This is a genomic window from Pseudomonas sp. AM8 (genome assembly GCF_036346475.1).
GTDB lineage: Bacteria > Pseudomonadota > Gammaproteobacteria > Pseudomonadales > Pseudomonadaceae > Aquipseudomonas > Aquipseudomonas marginalis.
In genome coordinates this window covers 331,818-348,836 of record NZ_JAOTNX010000003.1, presented here as the reverse complement: position 1 = coordinate 348,836, position 17,019 = coordinate 331,818, and the positions used below count along the sequence as shown (strand labels likewise).

General features: G+C 61.6%; 17 protein-coding genes. 14 read left to right on the top strand and 3 right to left on the bottom strand.

Annotated elements, in window-relative coordinates:
• Window positions 1-30: 30 nt before the first annotated feature.
• Window positions 31-384, bottom strand: coding sequence for a hydroxyisourate hydrolase (uraH, locus tag V3W40_RS11055; RefSeq protein WP_065927242.1), 354 nt, complete (start codon window positions 382-384; stop codon window positions 31-33).
• 379 nt (window positions 385-763) lie between these two features.
• Between uraH and puuE the strand changes: the two genes are divergently transcribed.
• The 7 genes from puuE (at window position 764) to V3W40_RS11020 (ending at window position 7,770) form a co-directional block, all read left to right on the top strand.
• On the top strand, window positions 764-1,690 hold the full coding sequence (gene puuE, locus V3W40_RS11050) for an allantoinase PuuE (protein WP_065927241.1): 927 nt from the start codon (window positions 764-766) through the stop codon (window positions 1,688-1,690).
• Complete coding sequence (gene uraD, locus V3W40_RS11045) at window positions 1,687-2,202, top strand: 2-oxo-4-hydroxy-4-carboxy-5-ureidoimidazoline decarboxylase (RefSeq protein ID WP_330215011.1); 516 nt, start codon at window positions 1,687-1,689, stop codon at window positions 2,200-2,202. Before puuE ends, uraD begins: the two co-directional genes overlap by 4 nt.
• Before the next feature lie 41 nt (window positions 2,203-2,243).
• Complete coding sequence (gene alc, locus V3W40_RS11040) at window positions 2,244-3,239, top strand: allantoicase (protein ID WP_065948614.1); 996 nt, start codon at window positions 2,244-2,246, stop codon at window positions 3,237-3,239.
• Window positions 3,240-3,391: 152 nt separating this feature from the next.
• Window positions 3,392-3,895 carry an ureidoglycolate lyase gene (locus tag V3W40_RS11035; protein WP_027603915.1) on the top strand — a complete coding sequence of 168 codons (504 nt, stop codon included), beginning with the start codon at window positions 3,392-3,394 and terminating at the stop codon, window positions 3,893-3,895.
• A 51-nt stretch (window positions 3,896-3,946) separates the two neighbouring features.
• Complete coding sequence (locus V3W40_RS11030; RefSeq protein ID WP_330215010.1) at window positions 3,947-5,230, top strand: urate hydroxylase PuuD; 1,284 nt, start codon at window positions 3,947-3,949, stop codon at window positions 5,228-5,230.
• Window positions 5,231-5,404: 174 nt separating this feature from the next.
• Complete coding sequence (locus V3W40_RS11025; RefSeq protein ID WP_141606963.1) at window positions 5,405-6,754, top strand: nucleobase:cation symporter-2 family protein; 1,350 nt, start codon at window positions 5,405-5,407, stop codon at window positions 6,752-6,754.
• Window positions 6,755-6,984: 230 nt separating this feature from the next.
• Window positions 6,985-7,770, top strand: coding sequence for an outer membrane protein OmpK (locus V3W40_RS11020; RefSeq protein WP_065927236.1), 786 nt, complete (start codon window positions 6,985-6,987; stop codon window positions 7,768-7,770).
• 109 nt (window positions 7,771-7,879) lie between these two features.
• On the opposite strand, the gene V3W40_RS11015 is transcribed toward V3W40_RS11020, so the two are convergent.
• Window positions 7,880-9,022, bottom strand: a complete 1,143-nt coding sequence (locus V3W40_RS11015) for a patatin-like phospholipase family protein (RefSeq protein WP_065927235.1) — start codon at window positions 9,020-9,022, stop codon at window positions 7,880-7,882.
• Between the two features lie 31 nt (window positions 9,023-9,053).
• Entirely contained in the window at window positions 9,054-9,989 is a 936-nt protein-coding gene (locus tag V3W40_RS11010) for a lipid A biosynthesis lauroyl acyltransferase (protein WP_065927234.1), read from the bottom strand.
• A gap of 119 nt (window positions 9,990-10,108) precedes the next feature.
• Here V3W40_RS11010 and minC point away from each other — a divergent pair, with 119 nt between their 5' ends.
• The 7 genes from minC (at window position 10,109) to V3W40_RS10975 (ending at window position 16,808) form a co-directional block, all read left to right on the top strand.
• Window positions 10,109-10,846 (top strand): septum site-determining protein MinC, encoded by a 738-nt coding sequence (minC, locus tag V3W40_RS11005; RefSeq protein WP_027603909.1) that lies wholly within the window; start codon window positions 10,109-10,111, stop codon window positions 10,844-10,846.
• 200 nt (window positions 10,847-11,046) lie between these two features.
• Window positions 11,047-11,859, top strand: a complete 813-nt coding sequence (gene minD / locus V3W40_RS11000) for a septum site-determining protein MinD (protein ID WP_065927233.1) — start codon at window positions 11,047-11,049, stop codon at window positions 11,857-11,859.
• Between the two features lie 3 nt (window positions 11,860-11,862).
• Window positions 11,863-12,117 carry a cell division topological specificity factor MinE gene (gene minE, locus V3W40_RS10995; protein ID WP_003175252.1) on the top strand — a complete coding sequence of 85 codons (255 nt, stop codon included), beginning with the start codon at window positions 11,863-11,865 and terminating at the stop codon, window positions 12,115-12,117.
• Window positions 12,118-12,213: 96 nt separating this feature from the next.
• On the top strand, window positions 12,214-12,849 hold the full coding sequence (locus tag V3W40_RS10990; protein WP_065940525.1) for an RluA family pseudouridine synthase: 636 nt from the start codon (window positions 12,214-12,216) through the stop codon (window positions 12,847-12,849).
• A gap of 116 nt (window positions 12,850-12,965) precedes the next feature.
• Window positions 12,966-14,255 (top strand): M18 family aminopeptidase, encoded by a 1,290-nt coding sequence (locus tag V3W40_RS10985; RefSeq protein ID WP_027603907.1) that lies wholly within the window; start codon window positions 12,966-12,968, stop codon window positions 14,253-14,255.
• Window positions 14,256-14,422: 167 nt separating this feature from the next.
• Window positions 14,423-14,590, top strand: a complete 168-nt coding sequence (locus V3W40_RS10980; protein ID WP_162494268.1) for a hypothetical protein — start codon at window positions 14,423-14,425, stop codon at window positions 14,588-14,590.
• A gap of 52 nt (window positions 14,591-14,642) precedes the next feature.
• On the top strand, window positions 14,643-16,808 hold the full coding sequence (locus V3W40_RS10975; protein WP_315872346.1) for a mechanosensitive ion channel family protein: 2,166 nt from the start codon (window positions 14,643-14,645) through the stop codon (window positions 16,806-16,808).
• The last annotated feature ends 211 nt before the right edge of the window (window positions 16,809-17,019 follow it).

The following is a 17,019-nucleotide window of genomic DNA, read 5'->3' as shown; positions in this document are numbered from 1 at the left end:
AGCTTTGGGGGTGTGAAGCGAGCTGACGACTCAGCTACCGCGATAAGTGGAGTAGCTGTAAGGCGAAATCAGCAGAGGCACGTGGTAGTGATCCTGTTCGGCACTGATGCCAAAGCGCAGCACCACGACGTCGAGGAAGGCCGGCTCCGGCAATTGCACGCCACGGGCGCGGTAGTAGTCGCCGGCGCTGAATTGCAATTGGTAAACACCGCTGCGGTAGTCATCACCTTGCAGTAACGGCGCGTCGCAGCGGCCATCGCTGTTGGTCAGCGCAGTGGCGACCAGTTCCAGCTGCGCGCCGTCGACGCGGTACAGCTCAACCTGGATGGCGCTGCCGGGGCAGCCGTGGGCTGCGTCGAGTACGTGTGTCGTCAGTCGTCCCATGGGGCGGGCTCCCTTGCATGAAGTGAAATAGGCTGCACCTTTACGGGGCATCAAAAAGCCGCTGATGGGCCGATTAAGACACTTTTAATAAAAATTGTACACAATAAAAATCACAAAGTTTCGCACATGCTGCGACGTCTCGATCCTCAACGGAATTTCCCAGCAAGCCTTGCTTTTAAAAGACCTTTTGTCCGTTTACTGACCAATCGGGCAAGTTTCTTGCAGCGCTGAACGGCGGCAACTCCACGGAAAAAATGCGGAAATACAGGCTTACAAAGTGACCATTAAGTTGTATACAATCAGCCCATCGCTGTGACGCCACCCAGTCTTTCCGCTGGCCGCCACACACTTGCTACCACGAACAAGAAGGAAGACTGCAGTGAGCGCTGACTACCCACGCGACCTGATCGGTTACGGCAGTAACCCTCCTCACCCCCACTGGCCGGGCAAGGCACGCATCGCCTTGTCGTTCGTACTCAACTACGAAGAAGGCGGCGAGCGCAACATTTTGCATGGCGACAAAGAGTCCGAAGCCTTCCTCTCGGAAATGGTCTCGGCCCAGCCACTGCAAGGCGAGCGCAACATGAGCATGGAGTCGCTGTACGAATACGGCAGCCGTGCCGGCGTGTGGCGCATCCTCAAGCTGTTCAAGGCATTCGACATTCCGCTGACCATCTTCGCCGTGGCCATGGCTGCCCAGCGCCACCCGGATGTGATCCGCGCCATGGTCGACGCCGGCCACGAGATCTGCAGCCACGGCTACCGCTGGATCGACTACCAATACATGGACGAGGCCCAGGAGCGCGAGCATATGCTCGAAGCCATCCGCATCCTCACCGAACTGACCGGCGAGCGTCCGTTGGGCTGGTACACCGGGCGCACCGGCCCCAACACGCGACGGCTGGTGATGGAGGAAGGCGGCTTCCTCTACGACTGCGACACCTACGACGACGACCTGCCCTACTGGGAACCCAACACCCCCACCGGCAAGCCGCACCTGGTGATCCCCTACACCCTGGACACCAACGATATGCGCTTCACCCAGGTGCAGGGCTTCAACAAGGGCGATGACTTTTTCGAGTACCTCAAGGACGCTTTCGACGTGCTGTATGCCGAAGGCAGCGAGGCACCGAAAATGTTGTCCATCGGCCTGCACTGCCGCCTGATCGGCCGCCCGGCGCGCCTGGCCTCGTTGAAGCGTTTTATCGAATACGCCAAGGGCCATGACCAGGTGTGGTTCACCCGCCGCGTCGACATCGCCCGCCACTGGCATGACGTACACCCGTTCCATGGAGCGGCCAAATGAGCACCTTCCAGACCTTGAAACCCTCGACCTTGAGCCGCGACGCCTTCGTCCAGGCCTTCGCCGACATCTACGAACATTCGCCATGGGTGGCCGAAAAGGCCTTCGACCTGGGCCAGGACGCCTCGATCGACCAGATCGAAACCCTGCACCAGCGCATGAGCGACATCCTGTTGAGTGCTGATCATCAAAGCCAACTGGCCCTGATCAACGCTCACCCGGACCTGGCCGGCAAAGCGGCCGTCCAGGGCCAACTCACCCAAGCCAGCACCGATGAGCAAGCTGGCGCGGGGATTCACCACTGCACGGCCGAAGAGTTCTCGCGCTTCACCGAGCTGAACGATGCCTACAAGGCCAAGTTCAAGTTTCCCTTCATCATGGCGGTAAAAGGCAGCAACCGGCACCAGATTCTCGCCGCGTTCGAAACCCGCATTCACAACTCGGTGGATGCCGAGTTCAAGTGCGCGCTGGACGAGATCAACAAGATCGCGTTGTTCCGTTTACTGACCCTCTAAACGACCATCCCCAGCCACTCTATTTAAGGCAGACAAGAAGAATGAAAGCGCAACCCGTACCTTTCGAAAAGTTCGTCAACCTGGCCGACGCCCGCCTGGGCACCAAGATCATCTCCGTGACAGATGACTGGTTCGCCGACGCCAACCGCCTGTTCCAGCCGACCCCGGCCGTGTGGAAGGAGGGCGTTTTCGATGACAACGGCAAGTGGATGGACGGTTGGGAGTCACGCCGCAAGCGCTTCGAAGGCTACGACAGCGCAGTGATCCGCCTGGGCGTACCGGGTTCGATCAAGGGCGTGGACATCGACACTTCATTCTTCACCGGCAACTATCCGCCGTCGGCGTCCCTGGAAGCCTGCTTCCTGGCCTCGGGCGAGCCTGACGACAACACCCAATGGGTAGAAGTCCTGTCGGCCGTCGAGCTGCAAGGCAACAGCCACCACTACCACGAGATCAGCAACGACCAGGCGTTCAGCCACCTGCGTTTCAACATCTACCCGGATGGCGGCGTGGCCCGTCTGCGCGTGTACGGCGTGCCGTTCCGCGACTGGTCGGCAGTGGGCGACAACGAACAGATCGACCTGGCTGCCGCATTGAACGGTGGCCGCGCACTGGCGTGTTCCGATGAACACTTCGGGCGCATGAGCAACATCCTCAACCCGGGCCGTGGCGTCAACATGGGCGATGGCTGGGAAACCGCCCGCCGTCGCACGCCAGGCAATGACTGGGTGATCGTCGCCCTGGGCCACCCCGGCGAAATCGAGAAGATCATCGTCGACACCCTGCACTTCAAGGGCAACTACCCGGACACCTGCTCGATCCAGGGCGCCTTCGTGAAGGGCGGCACCGACAGCCAGATCGAAACCCAATCGCTGTTCTGGCGCGAGCTGCTGCCGGCGCAGAAACTGGAAATGCACGCCGAACACACCTTCGCCGAGCAGATCAAGGCACTGGGCCCGATCACCCACATCCGCCTGAACGTGTTCCCGGATGGCGGTGTGAGCCGCCTGCGGGTTTTGGGCAAAGTAGCCAAGTAAGCGGTGAACCCTGTGGTGAGCGGGCTTGCCCCGCGCTGGGGCGCGAAGCGGCCCTGTCTTTTGGGGCTGCTACGCAGCCCAGCGCGGGGCAAGCCCGCTCACTACAAAAACAAGCAGATCAAACAACACAGCATTCGGAAAAGAAGACAGCCATGCGCACACTGATGATCGAACCCCTGACCAAAGAAGCCTTCGCCCCTTTCGGAGACGTTATCGAAACCGACGGCAGCGATCACTTCATGATCAACAACGGGTCGACCATGCGCTTTCACAAGCTGGCAACGGTAGAAACCGCACAGCCTGAAGACAACGCGATCATCAGCATCTTCCGCGCCGACGCGCTGGATATGCCGCTGACCGTGTGCATGCTGGAGAGACACCCGCTGGGCAGCCAGGCCTTCATTCCGCTGCTCGGCAACCCCTTTCTGATCGTGGTCGCGCCACTTGGCGATGCACCTGTATCAGGCTTGGTCCGCGCCTTCGTCACCAACGGCAGGCAGGGCATCAATTACCATCGCGGCGTCTGGCACCACCCGGTGCTGACGATCGAAAAGCGGGATGACTTCCTGGTGGTTGATCGCAGTGGCACAGGCAATAACTGCGATGAGCATTTTTTCAAAGAGGATGAGCGGTTGATCCTCGCCCCCCACCAATAAGAGAAGGCCGGATCACCCGACAACAAGGGTGACAGGCGAGAGGTAAAGACTGTGGAAGCACATCTGTTGGAATGGCTGAACCTCAGCGTGCGCTGGGTTCACATGATCACTGGCGTCGCCTGGATCGGCGCTTCGTTCTACTTCGTCTGGCTGGAAAACAACCTCAACCGCGTCAACCCCAAGGACGGCCTGTCCGGTGACTTGTGGGCGATCCACGGTGGCGGTATCTACCACCTGGAAAAATACAAGCTGGCCCCGCCGACCATGCCGGACAACCTGCACTGGTTCAAATGGGAAGCCTATTTCACCTGGATGTCGGGCGTCGCGCTGCTGTGCGTGGTGTTCTACCTCAACCCGACGCTGTACCTGCTCGCCCCCGGCAGCAGCCTCAGCGGCAGCGAAGGCGTCTTGCTGGGCATCGGCTCACTGTTCGCCGGTTGGTTCATCTACTCCTTCCTCTGCGACTCGGCCCTGGGCAAACGCCCTGCCCTGCTCGGCTTGATCCTGTTCGTGCTGTTGATTGCCGCCGCGTACGGCTTCAGCAAAGTGTTCAGCGGCCGGGGTGCGTACCTGCATGTAGGCGCAGTGATTGGCACCATCATGGTCGGTAACGTGTTCCGCATCATCATGCCGGCGCAGCGCGCGCTGGTGGCGGCGATCGCCGAGAACCGCACCCCCGATCCGGCCCTGCCGGCCAAGGGTCTGCTGCGCTCACGGCACAACAACTACTTCACCCTGCCGGTGCTGTTCATCATGATCAGCAACCACTTCCCGAGCACCTACGGCAGCCAATACAACTGGCTGATCCTGGCCGGGATCGCGGTGGCGGCAGTGTTGGTGCGGCACTACTTCAACACGCGGCATAACAGCCAGAAGTATGCGTGGACCTTGCCGGTGGGGGCGTTGGCCATGATTTGCCTGGCGTATGTGACCGGGCCCAAGCCGGCCGAACCGATTGCCAAGGCACCGGCGGCCATTGAGTACCAACCGTTGCCGGAAACCGCATTGGGCGGTGGCCTGAAACCCGCCGCGCCGACAGCTCCGGCCGCCGCACCTGCGCCGGCCCAGGCGACGGTTGATTTCGACAAGGTCCACGGAGTGATCCAGGAACGCTGCGCCGTGTGTCATTCGGCCAAGCCCACCAGCCCGCTGTTCAGCACTGCCCCGGCCGGGGTGATGTTCGATACCCCGGCGCAGATCCAGCAACAGGCGGCGCGCATCCAGGCGCAGGCCGTGGCAAGCCAGATCATGCCGTTGGGCAACATCACCCAGATGACCCAGCAGGAGCGGGATTTGATTGGCACCTGGATCAATCAGGGGGCGCGTACCAACTGACTGATTCAAACAGTTCCAATGTGGGAGGGGGCTTGCCCCGATAGCGGTGTGTCATTTAAAACATCAGTGACTGAACCACCGCAATCGGGAGCAAGCCCCCTCCCACAGGGGACTGCAGTGATTTAGAGATGACGTTCTACACAACACAAAAATAAAAAAGATCCGAGGTGTTGCATGACCGAGTTAGTCGAACCGCAGATTCCTGCCGCACCCGCCATGGTGCGGCTGCCCCTCTTGCAACTGATTCTGGTAGGCCTGCAACACGTCTTGCTGATGTACGGCGGCGCTGTCGCCGTCCCCCTGATCATTGGCCAGGCCGCCGGCCTGAGCCGTGAAGAAATCGCCTTTCTGATCAACGCCGACCTGCTGGTAGCCGGCATCGCCACCCTGGTGCAGTCGTTCGGCATCGGCCCGGTGGGCATCCGTATGCCGGTGATGATGGGCGCCAGTTTCGCCGCTGTGGGCAGCATGGTCGCCATGGCCGGCATGCCCGGTATCGGCCTGCAGGGCATCTTCGGCGCCACCATCGCCGCCGGGTTCTTCGGCATGCTGATCGCGCCGTTCATGTCCAGGATCGTGCGCTTTTTTCCGCCGCTGGTGACCGGCACCGTGATCACCGCCATCGGCCTGTCGCTGTTCCCCGTGGCCGTGAACTGGGCCGGTGGCGGCAGCGCAGCCGCCACCTTCGGTTCACCGATTTACCTGGCGATTGCCGCCCTGGTACTGGCGACCATCCTGCTGATCAACCGCTTCATGCGCGGCTTCTGGGTGAATATCTCGGTGCTGATCGGCATGGGCCTGGGTTACGCCTTGTGCGGGGCCATCGGCATGGTCGACCTCAGCGGCCTGGCCCGGGCACCGTGGGTGCAAGTGGTGACGCCGCTGCACTTCGGCATGCCCAGGTTCGAGCTGGCGCCGATCCTGTCGATGTGCCTGGTGGTGGTGATCATCTTTGTCGAATCCACCGGAATGTTCCTGGCGCTGGGCAAGATCACCGGCCAGGACGTCACGCCGAAAATGCTGCGCCGTGGCTTGCTGTGTGATGCCGGTGCGTCGTTCTTCGCCGGTTTCTTCAACACCTTCACCCACTCCTCCTTCGCGCAGAACATCGGCCTGGTGCAGATGACCGGCGTGCGTTGCCGTTCGGTGACAATGATGGCCGGTGCCTTCCTGATTGTGCTCAGCCTGTTGCCCAAGGCCGCGTACCTGGTGGCGTCGATTCCCCCGGCGGTGCTCGGCGGGGCGGCGATCGCCATGTTCGGCATGGTGGCGGCCACCGGCATCAAGATCCTCCAGGAGGCCGATATCGCCGACCGTCGCAACCAGTTGCTGGTGGCGGTGAGCATCGGCATGGGCCTGATCCCCGTGGTGCGCCCGGAGTTCTTCGCACAGTTGCCCGTGTGGATGAGCCCGATCACCCACAGCGGCATCGCCATGGCGACCCTCAGCGCACTGTCGCTGAATATCCTGTTCAACATTCTCGGCGGGGCCGAACGCCCCGTAGTCGACCCCGCCCACACCTGACACATGCCCCATTGTCGCCCTGTGCGCGCTGTAACGGCGCACTTGAGCCCTGACGTGGGAGCCAGTATTCTCCGCGCCCGCTTGAATCGACGGTTGTTTGCCGCCTTGGCGCGGGTCTTGCTGTAGCAATAAAGCTGACCATTCAGACCACTTTTGTAACCACCAAAGGCGCCGCACCAGAGCGCTTGTGTAGAAGAAAAACCATAAAACTTTAACTCGGGAGCAACCGAATGAAACCTCTGTTCAAAGGCCTGATGCTGGCGGGATCCCTGCTGGCCGGCGGCCAGGCCGTGGCCGGTGACTTGTTGCAGTGGCAGAACAACAGCCTGACGTATCTGTGGGGCAAGAGCTTTACCGTCAACCCACAGATCCAGCAAACCGTCACGTTCGAACATGCCGATGCCTGGAAGTACGGCGACAACTTCGTCTTCGTCGACCGCATCTTTTACAACGGCAAGGAAGACGGCAACGTCGGCCCAAGCACGTACTACGGTGAGATCAGCCCGCGACTGTCGTTCGGTAAGATTTTCGACCAGGACCTGTCCTTCGGCCCGATCAAGGATGTGTTGCTGGCCTTCACGTATGAGTTCGGCGAAGGCGACAACGAGTCGTACCTGCTCGGCCCTGGCTTCGACCTGAACATCCCGGGCTTCGACTACTTCCAGCTGAACTTCTACCAGCGCCAGACCGAAGGCAATCGCCCAGGCGACGGTGTATGGCAGATCACCCCGGTATGGTCGTACACCCTGCCGGTGGGCAACTCCGACATCCTGATCGACGGCTTTATGGATTGGGTGGTGGACAACGACAAGAACGCCCGTGGCACTTACCACGCCAACCTGCACTTCAACCCGCAGGTCAAATACGACTTGGGCAAGGCACTGCATTGGGGCGACAAGCAGTTGTACGTGGGCTTTGAATACGACTACTGGAAGAACAAGTACGGGATCGAGGATTCCGGCGCGTTCAAGACGACCCAGGACACGGCGAGCTTCCTGGTCAAGTACCACTTCTGACCCCCTGTAGGAGCGAGCTTGCTCGCGAAAAACCAGAGATCACCGCGTTTATTCAGAACAAAAGCGGTGCCTATGGGTTCTTCGCGAGCAAGCTCGCTCCTACAAGGGTTCATGCCAAGCCCAGGAACCGCATGATCTCTTCACGCTTGGCCAGCGCATCCTTCCTGCCCAACTCAATCAACTCGCTGCAATACCCCGCCTCGAACAGCAAGTAACTCAGCACCCCTGCCCCGCTCGTCTTGGTCGCCCCCGGCCCACGCAGGAACAGACGCAATGCCGCCGGCAATTCCTGCCGATGCCTTGCGGCGATTTCGTCGATCGGCTGGCTTGGCGCAATCACCAGTACTTCCACCGGCGCCAGGCCACGGGCCGCACTGTCGGCTGGCTGGTGATGGCTGAACTGGTTCAGACGCTCCAGCAGTTCGATATCGCTTTCCAGGCTGTCGATGAATGTGCTGTTGAGCATATGCCCGCCGATCTGGGCCAACGTTGGCTCCTGGCCGGTATAGGTGCGTTGCGCCATCGGTTCATTGCCCCGCGGGTTACCGCTGACACCCACCACCAGCACCCGGGTCGCCCCCAGGTGCAGCGCCGGGCTGATGGGCGCCGACTGGCGCACCGCGCCGTCGCCGAAGTATTCCTGGTCGAGCTTCACCGGGGCAAACAGCAAGGGGATCGCCGAACTGGCCAGCAGGTGTTCAACGGTCAGTTGCGTCGGCACACCGATACGCCGATGGCGCAACCAGGCGTCGATGGTGCCGCCGCCCTGATAGAAGGTCACCGCCTGCCCGGATTCATAGCCGAAGGCCGTGACGGCGACCGCATGCAGGTGCTGTTGGCGGATGGCCTCGTCGATACCTGCCAAATGCAGTTTGTCCTGCAACAAGTCCCGCAGCGGCGAGCTGTTGAGCAGCGCCACCGGTAACTGCCGGCCCAGGCCCAGCAAGCTGTGGGTAAAGAAGCGACTCGCCTGGCGCACCACCCCCGGCCAATCGCTGCGCAATACCAGGTGGCTGCGAAACCCCTGCCAGAACGCGGTCAGGCGCTGGATGGCCGCCGTGAAGTCCATCGCACCGCTGGCCAGGCTCACCGCATTGATCGCACCGGCCGACGTGCCGACGATCACCGGAAACGGATTGGGCGCCCCCGGCGGCAACAGCTCGGCAATCGCCGCCAATACCCCCACCTGATACGCCGCTCGCGCCCCGCCGCCGGAAAGAATCAAGCCTGTAACCGGTTCAGCTGCGCGCATTGCATCACTCCACGTGGGGGGAAAGTCGGTCTTAGCGACGACGTTTTTCGTACAGCTTGGGTTCGCCCGGTGGCCGGCTCTTGAAGCGGCGATGGGTCCACAGGTATTGCTCGGGACATTCACGCACCGAGGCTTCGACCCACTGGTTGATGCGCAGGCAGTCGACTTCATCGCTTTCGCCGGGGAAGTCGGTCAACGGCGGGTGGATGACCAGGCGGTAACCGCTGCCGTCCGCCAGGCGCTCCTGGGTGAACGGCACCACCAGCGCCTTGCCCAGCTTGGCGAACTTGCTGGTGGCAGGCACGGTGGCGGCCTGGATGCCGAACAGCGGCACGAAGAGACTTTGCTTGGCGCCGTAGTCCTGGTCCGGTGCATACCAGATGGCGCGACCGGCACGCAGCAGCTTGAGCATGCCGCGCACGTCTTCGCGCTCGACCGCCAGGGAGTCGAGGTTATGCCGCTCGCGGCCACGTCGCTGGATATAGTCGAACAGCGGGTTGCCGTGCTCGCGGTACATGCCGTCGATGGTGTGCTTCTGCCCCAGCAGGGCCGCACCGATTTCCAGGGTGGTGAAGTGCAGGGCCATGAGGATCACGCCCTTGCCATCCAGTTGGGCCTGCTTGAGGTGTTCCAGGCCTTCGACATGGGCCAGGCGCGCCAGGCGCTGGCGCGACCACCACCAGCTCATGGCCATTTCAAAGAAGGCAATGCCGGTGGAGGCAAAGTTTTCCTTGAGCAGCTTCTTGCGCTCTGCGGCGGTTTTTTCCGGGAAGCACAGTTCCAGGTTGCGTGCGGCGATGCGGCGACGTTCGCCGGCCACACGGTACATGCCTGCACCCAGCAGGCGACCAATGGTCAGCAGCGCACGGTACGGCAGTTGGGTCACCAGCCAGAGCAGGCCGAGTCCCAGCCATAACAGCCAAAAGCGCGGGTGAAAAAATACAGCTCGAAAACGCGGGCGATCCATTACAGATTCCGGGAAAGACAGGGCCGCGCATTCTACAACGGTTCGACTCGGCTTGCGGCCAGTGAGTGTTCTCGTTATAAGTCTCGACACTTTTCGTGACAAGCCGCTTTTTGCCGACCATGAGCCAAACCGAACCGCTAGACCAAGATCCCGTGTTCCAGCTGAAAGGCAGCATGCTCGCCATCACCGTGCTGGAACTGGCCCGCAACGACCTCGACGCCCTGGACCGCCAGCTCGCCGCCAAGGTTGCCCTGGCGCCGAACTTCTTCAACAACGCCCCGCTGGTACTGGCCCTGGACAAACTGCCGGCCGGCCAGGGCAGCATCGACCTGCCCGGCCTGATGCGCGTGTGCCGCTCCCATGGCCTGCGAACCCTGGCGATTCGTGCCAGCCGCATCGAAGACATTGCCGCAGCCATCGCCATTGAACTGCCAGTACTGCCACCCTCCGGCGCGCGTGAGCGTCCACTGGAACCTTTGGTCGGCGAAGTGCAGAAAAAACCGGAAAAACCAGCGGAACCGACGATCAAGCCTACAAAGATAATCACCACGCCCGTACGCGGCGGACAGCAGATTTACGCCCAGGGCGGCGACCTGGTGGTGATCTCTTCGGTCAGTCCCGGCGCGGAACTTCTCGCCGATGGCAATATCCATGTATACGGCCCGATGCGCGGACGTGCCCTCGCCGGCATCAAGGGGGATACCAAGGCGCGCATTTTTTGCCAGCAATTGACCGCTGAGCTGGTGTCCATCGCGGGCCAGTACAAGGTTTCGGAAGATTTGCGCCGCGATCCACTGTGGGGAGCCGCGGTGCAGGTCAGCCTGTCGGGCGATGTGTTGAACATCATCCGTCTTTAACGGATACTGCCGCATTTTCCAAGCATCTCTAGACTCTGATAGCACAGCGAAATTGGCATTACTTGCGTAGGAACATTTGAAGGTTGGCGTTTTTCCTGCGAAAACCCGTCTTTTTCCTACAAAGGCTGTCCGCCTGCGGCGAGTTCCAAGAGATGTTTTTCAGGGGCTGAAAAGTCCTTTTTCCTTAGGGGTGAAACACCTTGGCCAAGATTCTCGTGGTTACATCCGGCAAGGGTGGTGTGGGTAAGACCACCACCAGCGCCGCTATCGGTACCGGCCTCGCTCTGCGCGGCCACAAGACAGTCATCGTCGACTTCGACGTCGGTTTGCGTAACCTCGACCTGATCATGGGCTGCGAACGCCGCGTGGTGTACGACTTCGTCAACGTGGTCAACGGTGAAGCCAACCTGCAACAGGCCCTGATCAAGGACAAGCGCCTTGAGAACCTGTACGTACTGGCCGCCAGCCAGACCCGCGACAAAGATGCGCTGACCAAGGAAGGCGTAGGCAAGGTTCTCGCCGAGCTGAAGGAAACCTTCGAATTCGTGGTATGCGACTCCCCGGCCGGTATCGAAACCGGTGCTCACCTGGCGATGTACTTCGCCGATGAAGCCATCGTGGTGACCAACCCGGAAGTGTCTTCGGTACGTGACTCGGACCGCATGCTGGGCCTGTTGGCCAGCAAGTCCAAGCGCGCCGAGGAAGGCCAGGACCCGATCAAGGAACACCTGCTGCTCACCCGCTACAACCCTGAGCGCGTCAGTAACGGCGAAATGCTCGGTGTTGAAGACGTCAAGGACATCCTCGCCGTGACCCTGCTGGGCGTGATCCCGGAATCCCAGGCCGTGCTGAAGGCGTCCAACCAGGGCGTCCCGGTGATTCTCGACGACCAGAGCGACGCCGGCCAGGCGTACAGCGATGCGGTTGATCGCTTGCTGGGCAAGACCGTGGAACATCGCTTCCTCGATGTTAAGAAGAAGGGATTCTTCGAGCGTATCTTTGGAGGCAACTAAACAATGAAATTTCTCGACTTCTTTCGCGCCAACAAAAAGCCAAGCACCGCGTCGGTCGCGAAAGAGCGTCTACAGATCATCGTGGCGCACGAACGCGGCCAACGCAGTACCCCGGATTACCTGCCGGCCTTGCAGAAGGAGCTGGTGGAGGTGATCCGCAAGTACGTCAATATCGGCAACGATGACGTGCATGTCGCCCTGGAAAACGACGGCAGCTGCTCGATTCTGGAACTCAATATCACCCTGCCTGATCGTTGATCGAACAGGCGGCCGCCACGGCGGCTCGGTCACCTTGATCCCTTTGCGGGAACCGGGTGGTCGAGCCGCCGTTGGCGTTTGTTACGAGGCTGTTTAATGCCGCTGTCCACTATTCATATCCTGCATCAGGACGACGCTGTCCTGGTGGTGAACAAGCCGACCCTGTTGCTCTCGGTGCCTGGCCGCGCCGATGACAACAAGGACTGCCTGATCACCCGCCTGCAGGAAAACGGCTACCCCGAAGCCCGCATCGTCCATCGACTGGACTGGGAAACCTCGGGGATCATCCTGCTGGCCCGGGATGCCGATACCCATCGCGAACTGTCCCGCCAGTTTCACGACCGCGAAACCGAAAAGGCCTACACCGCGCTGGCCTGGGGCCAACCAGCACTGGACAGCGGCAGCATCGACCTGCCCCTGCGCTACGACCCGCCGACCAAACCGCGCCATGTGGTGGACCACGAGTTCGGCAAGCACGCGCTGACGTTCTGGAAAGTGCTGGAACGCTGTGGCGACTGGTGCCGCGTCGAGCTGACACCGATTACCGGAAGGTCGCACCAGTTACGCGTGCATATGCTGTCCATCGGGCATCCGTTGCTCGGTGACGGCCTGTATGCCCATGAACAGGCCCTGGCCGCCTGGCCGCGCCTGTGCCTGCACGCGAGCATGCTGAGCTTCACTCACCCGCAAAGCGGCGAGCGCTTGCGCTTTGAGTGCCCGGCTCCCTTCTAAAGCTGTAAATACAGTGCATGTGGGAGGGGCGGTGCGACTTGCCTCCTCCCACATTTGTTCTGTGCACTTCTCGCCCTCGAACGGTAAACTCCGCGCATTGCTGTCTGGAGCTATTTATGCGCGAAGCGTTGAATCAAGGCCTGATCGACTTCCTCAAGGCCTCCCCTACTCCTTTTCATGCCACCGCCGCCCTGGCCCAGCGCCTGGAAGCGGCCGGTTTCCAGCGCCTCGACGAGCGCGAGACCTGGGCCACCGAAGCCAACGGTCGCTACTACGTGACTCGCAACGATTCCTCGATCATCGCCTTCAAGCTCGGCCGACATTCGCCGTTGCAAGGCGGGATTCGCCTGGTCGGCGCCCATACCGACAGCCCGTGCCTGCGGGTCAAGCCCCAGCCTGAGCTGCAACGCCAGGGCTTCTGGCAACTCGGCGTGGAAGTCTACGGCGGCGCGCTGCTGGCGCCGTGGTTCGACCGCGACCTGTCCCTGGCCGGCCGCGTCACCTTCCGTCGCGACGGCAAGGTCGAAAGCCAGCTGATCGACTTCAAGCTGCCCATCGCCATCATCCCCAACCTGGCCATTCACCTGAACCGTGAAGCCAACCAGGGCTGGGCGATCAATGCCCAGACCGAATTGCCGCCGATCCTCGCGCAATTTGCCGGTGATGAACGCGTGGACTTCCGTGCCGTGCTCACCGAGCAGCTGGCACGGGAGCACGGGCTGAACGCCGATGTGGTGCTCGACTACGAGTTGAGCTTCTACGACACCCAGAGCGCCGCCGTCATTGGCCTGAACGGCGACTTCATCGCCGGCGCGCGCCTCGATAACCTGCTGTCGTGCTACGCCGGCCTGCAAGCCTTGCTCACCAGCGAGAGCGACGAAACCTGCGTGTTGGTGTGCAACGACCACGAGGAAGTCGGTTCCTGCTCGGCCTGCGGTGCCGACGGCCCGATGCTGGAACAGACCCTGCGTCGCCTGTTGCCTGAAGGTGATGAATTCGTACGCACCATTCAGAAATCCCTGCTGGTGTCGGCCGACAATGCCCACGGCGTACACCCGAACTACGCCGACAAGCACGACGCCAACCACGGCCCCAAGCTCAATGCCGGCCCGGTGATCAAGGTCAACAGCAACCAGCGCTACGCCACCAACAGCGAAACCGCCGGGTTCTTCCGTCACCTGTGCATGGCCCAGGAAGTGCCGGTGCAGAGCTTTGTGGTGCGCAGCGACATGGGCTGCGGCTCGACCATCGGCCCGATCACCGCCAGCCACCTGGGTGTGCGTACGGTGGATATCGGTTTGCCGACGTTTGCCATGCACTCCATTCGTGAACTGTGCGGCAGCCATGACCTGGCGCATCTGGTGAAGGTGTTGGGCGCGTTCTACGCCAGCCACGACCTGCCCTAAGACCAGGAATGGATGTCGTCAACATATGGGAGGGGCGGTGCGACGATTCGCACTTGCCCCCCACATTTGGTTTACGTCCACCTGATCTGCATCACCTGCATTTCCTGCAATCCGACCTAGACTTGTCAGTATTCCCACTCCGACAAGGCCGTCGCCCCATGATCTCCATGTCCTCTTTCCACGCCATGCTTATCCCTATCCTGATCGGCATGATCATGCTCGCCGTTGGCTTCAACTTCCGCGACAAGCCCCTCGGCGTATTCGGCATGTGGGTCGGCATGCTGCTGATCCTGGGCACCGTGGTGTACAAGATCCTCGCCAAACTGGCCGAATGACGCTTGCACTCGTACACTCGCTCAACCCGTCGTTTCCAAGGTTGACCGCCTCGTGCTTTCCCGTCTGTTTGCGCTGCCCTGCTGTTTCCTGATCGCCCTGCTCACGCTGCTGCCGCTCTCGTCTGCCCAAGCGGTGGGCCTGCCCGGGCTGCTCGGCACCACCAAGACCCAACCCCAGGCCGACGTGCCGTTGGGGCAGTCGTTGGACGAGGTGATCAAGACCCTGGAAAACGACCAGCAACGCACCCAGTTGCTGAGCGACTTGAAGAAGCTGCGCGCCGCTACCCAGAAGGCCCAGCCCGCCGCCGAGCAAGGCGTGCTCGGGCTGATCGGCAGTACGCTGTCGGGCCTGGAGCAGCAGTTCTCCGGCGCCGACAGCCCGCTGGGGCGCTGGTCGAATGAAGTCGACCTGGCCAAGGACGAACTCAGCGCACTGATGCTGCCGGCCAGCGAATGGCTGCCGATCATTTTCGGCTTTGCAGTGATTCTCGCGGTATGGAGCCTGCTGGCAGCCGCGTTGATCTGGCTGAGCCACCGGGTACGCGAGCGCTTCGGCCTGCCCGAGGAGTTGCCGCAACACCCGCGTACCTGGGACATGCTGCGCTTCGCCCTGCGCAAATTGGGGCCCTGGCTGATCGCACTGGTGATCACCGTGTACCTGAGCTACGCCCTGCCCTCGTCCCTGGGCAAATCCCTGGCAATGGTGCTGGCTTATGCGCTGGTGGTCGGTACCTGTTTCTCGGCGATCTGTGTGATTGCCTTCTCCCTGCTCGACGGCCCGCACCGCCACCGCGCGCTGTATATCCTGCGCCACCAGGCGTTCCGCCCGTTGTGGTGGATCGGCAGCTTTGCCGCCTTTGGTGAAGCCTTGAGCGACCCGCGGCTGGTGGCTGCGCTCGGCCAACACCTGGCCCACACGGCGGCCACGGTCGCCAATGTGATGGCCGCGCTGTCCACCGGCGTGTTCATCCTGCGTTTCCGGCGGCCGATCGCCCACCTGATCCGCAACCAGCCCCTGTCGCGCCGCCTGACCCGCCGGGCCCTCAGCGACACCATCGAGATCATCGGCACCTTCTGGTACATCCCCGCCTTGCTGTTGGTGGGCATCTCGCTGTTCGCCACGTTCGTCTCCGCCGGCGACACCAGCACCGCCCTGCGCCAGTCGCTGTTGTGCACGGTGTTGCTGGTGTTGTGCATGGTGATCAACGGCCTGGTGCGGCGCCATGCACTCAAGCCGCAGCGTGGGCACAAGCGCCATGCGCTGTACTCCGAACGCCTGAAAAGCTTCGTCTACACCCTCGCCCACCTGGTGGTGTGGCTGGTGTTTATCGAACTGGGGCTGCGGGTGTGGGGCCTGTCGCTGATCCGCTTTACCGAAGGCGACGGCCATGAAATCAGCGTCAAGCTGTTCGGCCTGGGCGGCACGCTGCTATTTGCCTGGTTGATCTGGATCCTCAGCGACACCGCCATCCATCACGCCCTCACCCGCTCGCGCAAAGGCCTGGCCAATGCCCGCGCGCAGACCATGATGCCGTTGATCCGCAACGTGCTGTTCGTGACCATCTTTATCATCGCCGCCATCGTCGCCCTGGCGAACATGGGCATGAACGTCACGCCGCTGCTGGCCGGTGCCGGTGTGATCGGCCTGGCCATCGGTTTTGGTGCGCAGTCACTGGTGGCCGACTTGATCACCGGCCTGTTCATCATCATCGAAGACTCCCTGGCCATCGATGACTACGTGGATGTCGGCGGCCACCTCGGCACCGTCGAAGGTCTGACCATCCGTACCGTACGCCTGCGCGACATTGACGGCATCGTGCACACCATCCCGTTCAGCGAGATCAAGAGCATCAAGAACTACTCGCGGGAGTTCGGCTACGCGATCTTCCGGGTGGCGATCCCCTACAACATGGAAATCGACGATGCGATCAAGCTGATGCGCGATGTCGGCCAGAAAATGCGTAACGATCCGCTGCAACGCCGCAATATCTGGTCGCCGCTGGAGATCCAGGGGGTGGAAAGCTTCGAGTCGGGCAGTGCGATCCTGCGCGCGCGGTTCAAGACGGCGCCGATCAAGCAGTGGGAAGTGTCGCGGGCGTTCAACCTGTCACTGAAGCGGCATCTGGATGACGCCGGTCTGGACCTGGCCACGCCGCGCTTGAGTGTGCAGGTGGTGACGGGGGCTGCGGGGGGGTTGGAGAAGGACAAGAACGCGTAAGGTCATGGCGAATGTGATGAGCTTATTGTGGTGAGCGGGCTTGCCCCGCGCTGGGCTGCGAAGCAGCCCCACTCAAGAAGCACTCGGTGTATCAGACATAACTCAGCGGCTGGTTTTGGGGCTGCTTCGCAGCCCAGCGCGGGGCAAGCCCGCTCACCACAACAAGCCCGCTCGCCACAACAGGCCCGCCCACCACGACAAGCCGGCCTAC

Excerpts from the sequence above, each read along its gene's own strand:
- V3W40_RS11015 (WP_065927235.1), bottom strand. The coding sequence starts at position 9,022 with ATGCGCGCAGCTGAACCGGTTACAGGCTTGATTCTTTCCGGCGGCGGG.
- V3W40_RS10990 (WP_065940525.1), top strand. The coding sequence starts at position 12,214 with ATGCCGCTGTCCACTATTCATATCCTGCATCAGGACGACGCTGTCCTG.
- V3W40_RS11035 (WP_027603915.1), top strand. The coding sequence starts at position 3,392 with ATGCGCACACTGATGATCGAACCCCTGACCAAAGAAGCCTTCGCCCCT.
- alc (WP_065948614.1), top strand. The coding sequence starts at position 2,244 with ATGAAAGCGCAACCCGTACCTTTCGAAAAGTTCGTCAACCTGGCCGAC.
- V3W40_RS11010 (WP_065927234.1), bottom strand. The coding sequence starts at position 9,989 with ATGGATCGCCCGCGTTTTCGAGCTGTATTTTTTCACCCGCGCTTTTGG.
- uraH (WP_065927242.1), bottom strand. The coding sequence starts at position 384 with ATGGGACGACTGACGACACACGTACTCGACGCAGCCCACGGCTGCCCC.
- V3W40_RS11025 (WP_141606963.1), top strand. The coding sequence starts at position 5,405 with ATGACCGAGTTAGTCGAACCGCAGATTCCTGCCGCACCCGCCATGGTG.
- minC (WP_027603909.1), top strand. The coding sequence starts at position 10,109 with ATGAGCCAAACCGAACCGCTAGACCAAGATCCCGTGTTCCAGCTGAAA.
- V3W40_RS11020 (WP_065927236.1), top strand. The coding sequence starts at position 6,985 with ATGAAACCTCTGTTCAAAGGCCTGATGCTGGCGGGATCCCTGCTGGCC.
- minE (WP_003175252.1), top strand. The coding sequence starts at position 11,863 with ATGAAATTTCTCGACTTCTTTCGCGCCAACAAAAAGCCAAGCACCGCG.
- V3W40_RS10985 (WP_027603907.1), top strand. The coding sequence starts at position 12,966 with ATGCGCGAAGCGTTGAATCAAGGCCTGATCGACTTCCTCAAGGCCTCC.
- V3W40_RS10980 (WP_162494268.1), top strand. The coding sequence starts at position 14,423 with ATGTCCTCTTTCCACGCCATGCTTATCCCTATCCTGATCGGCATGATC.
- uraD (WP_330215011.1), top strand. The coding sequence starts at position 1,687 with ATGAGCACCTTCCAGACCTTGAAACCCTCGACCTTGAGCCGCGACGCC.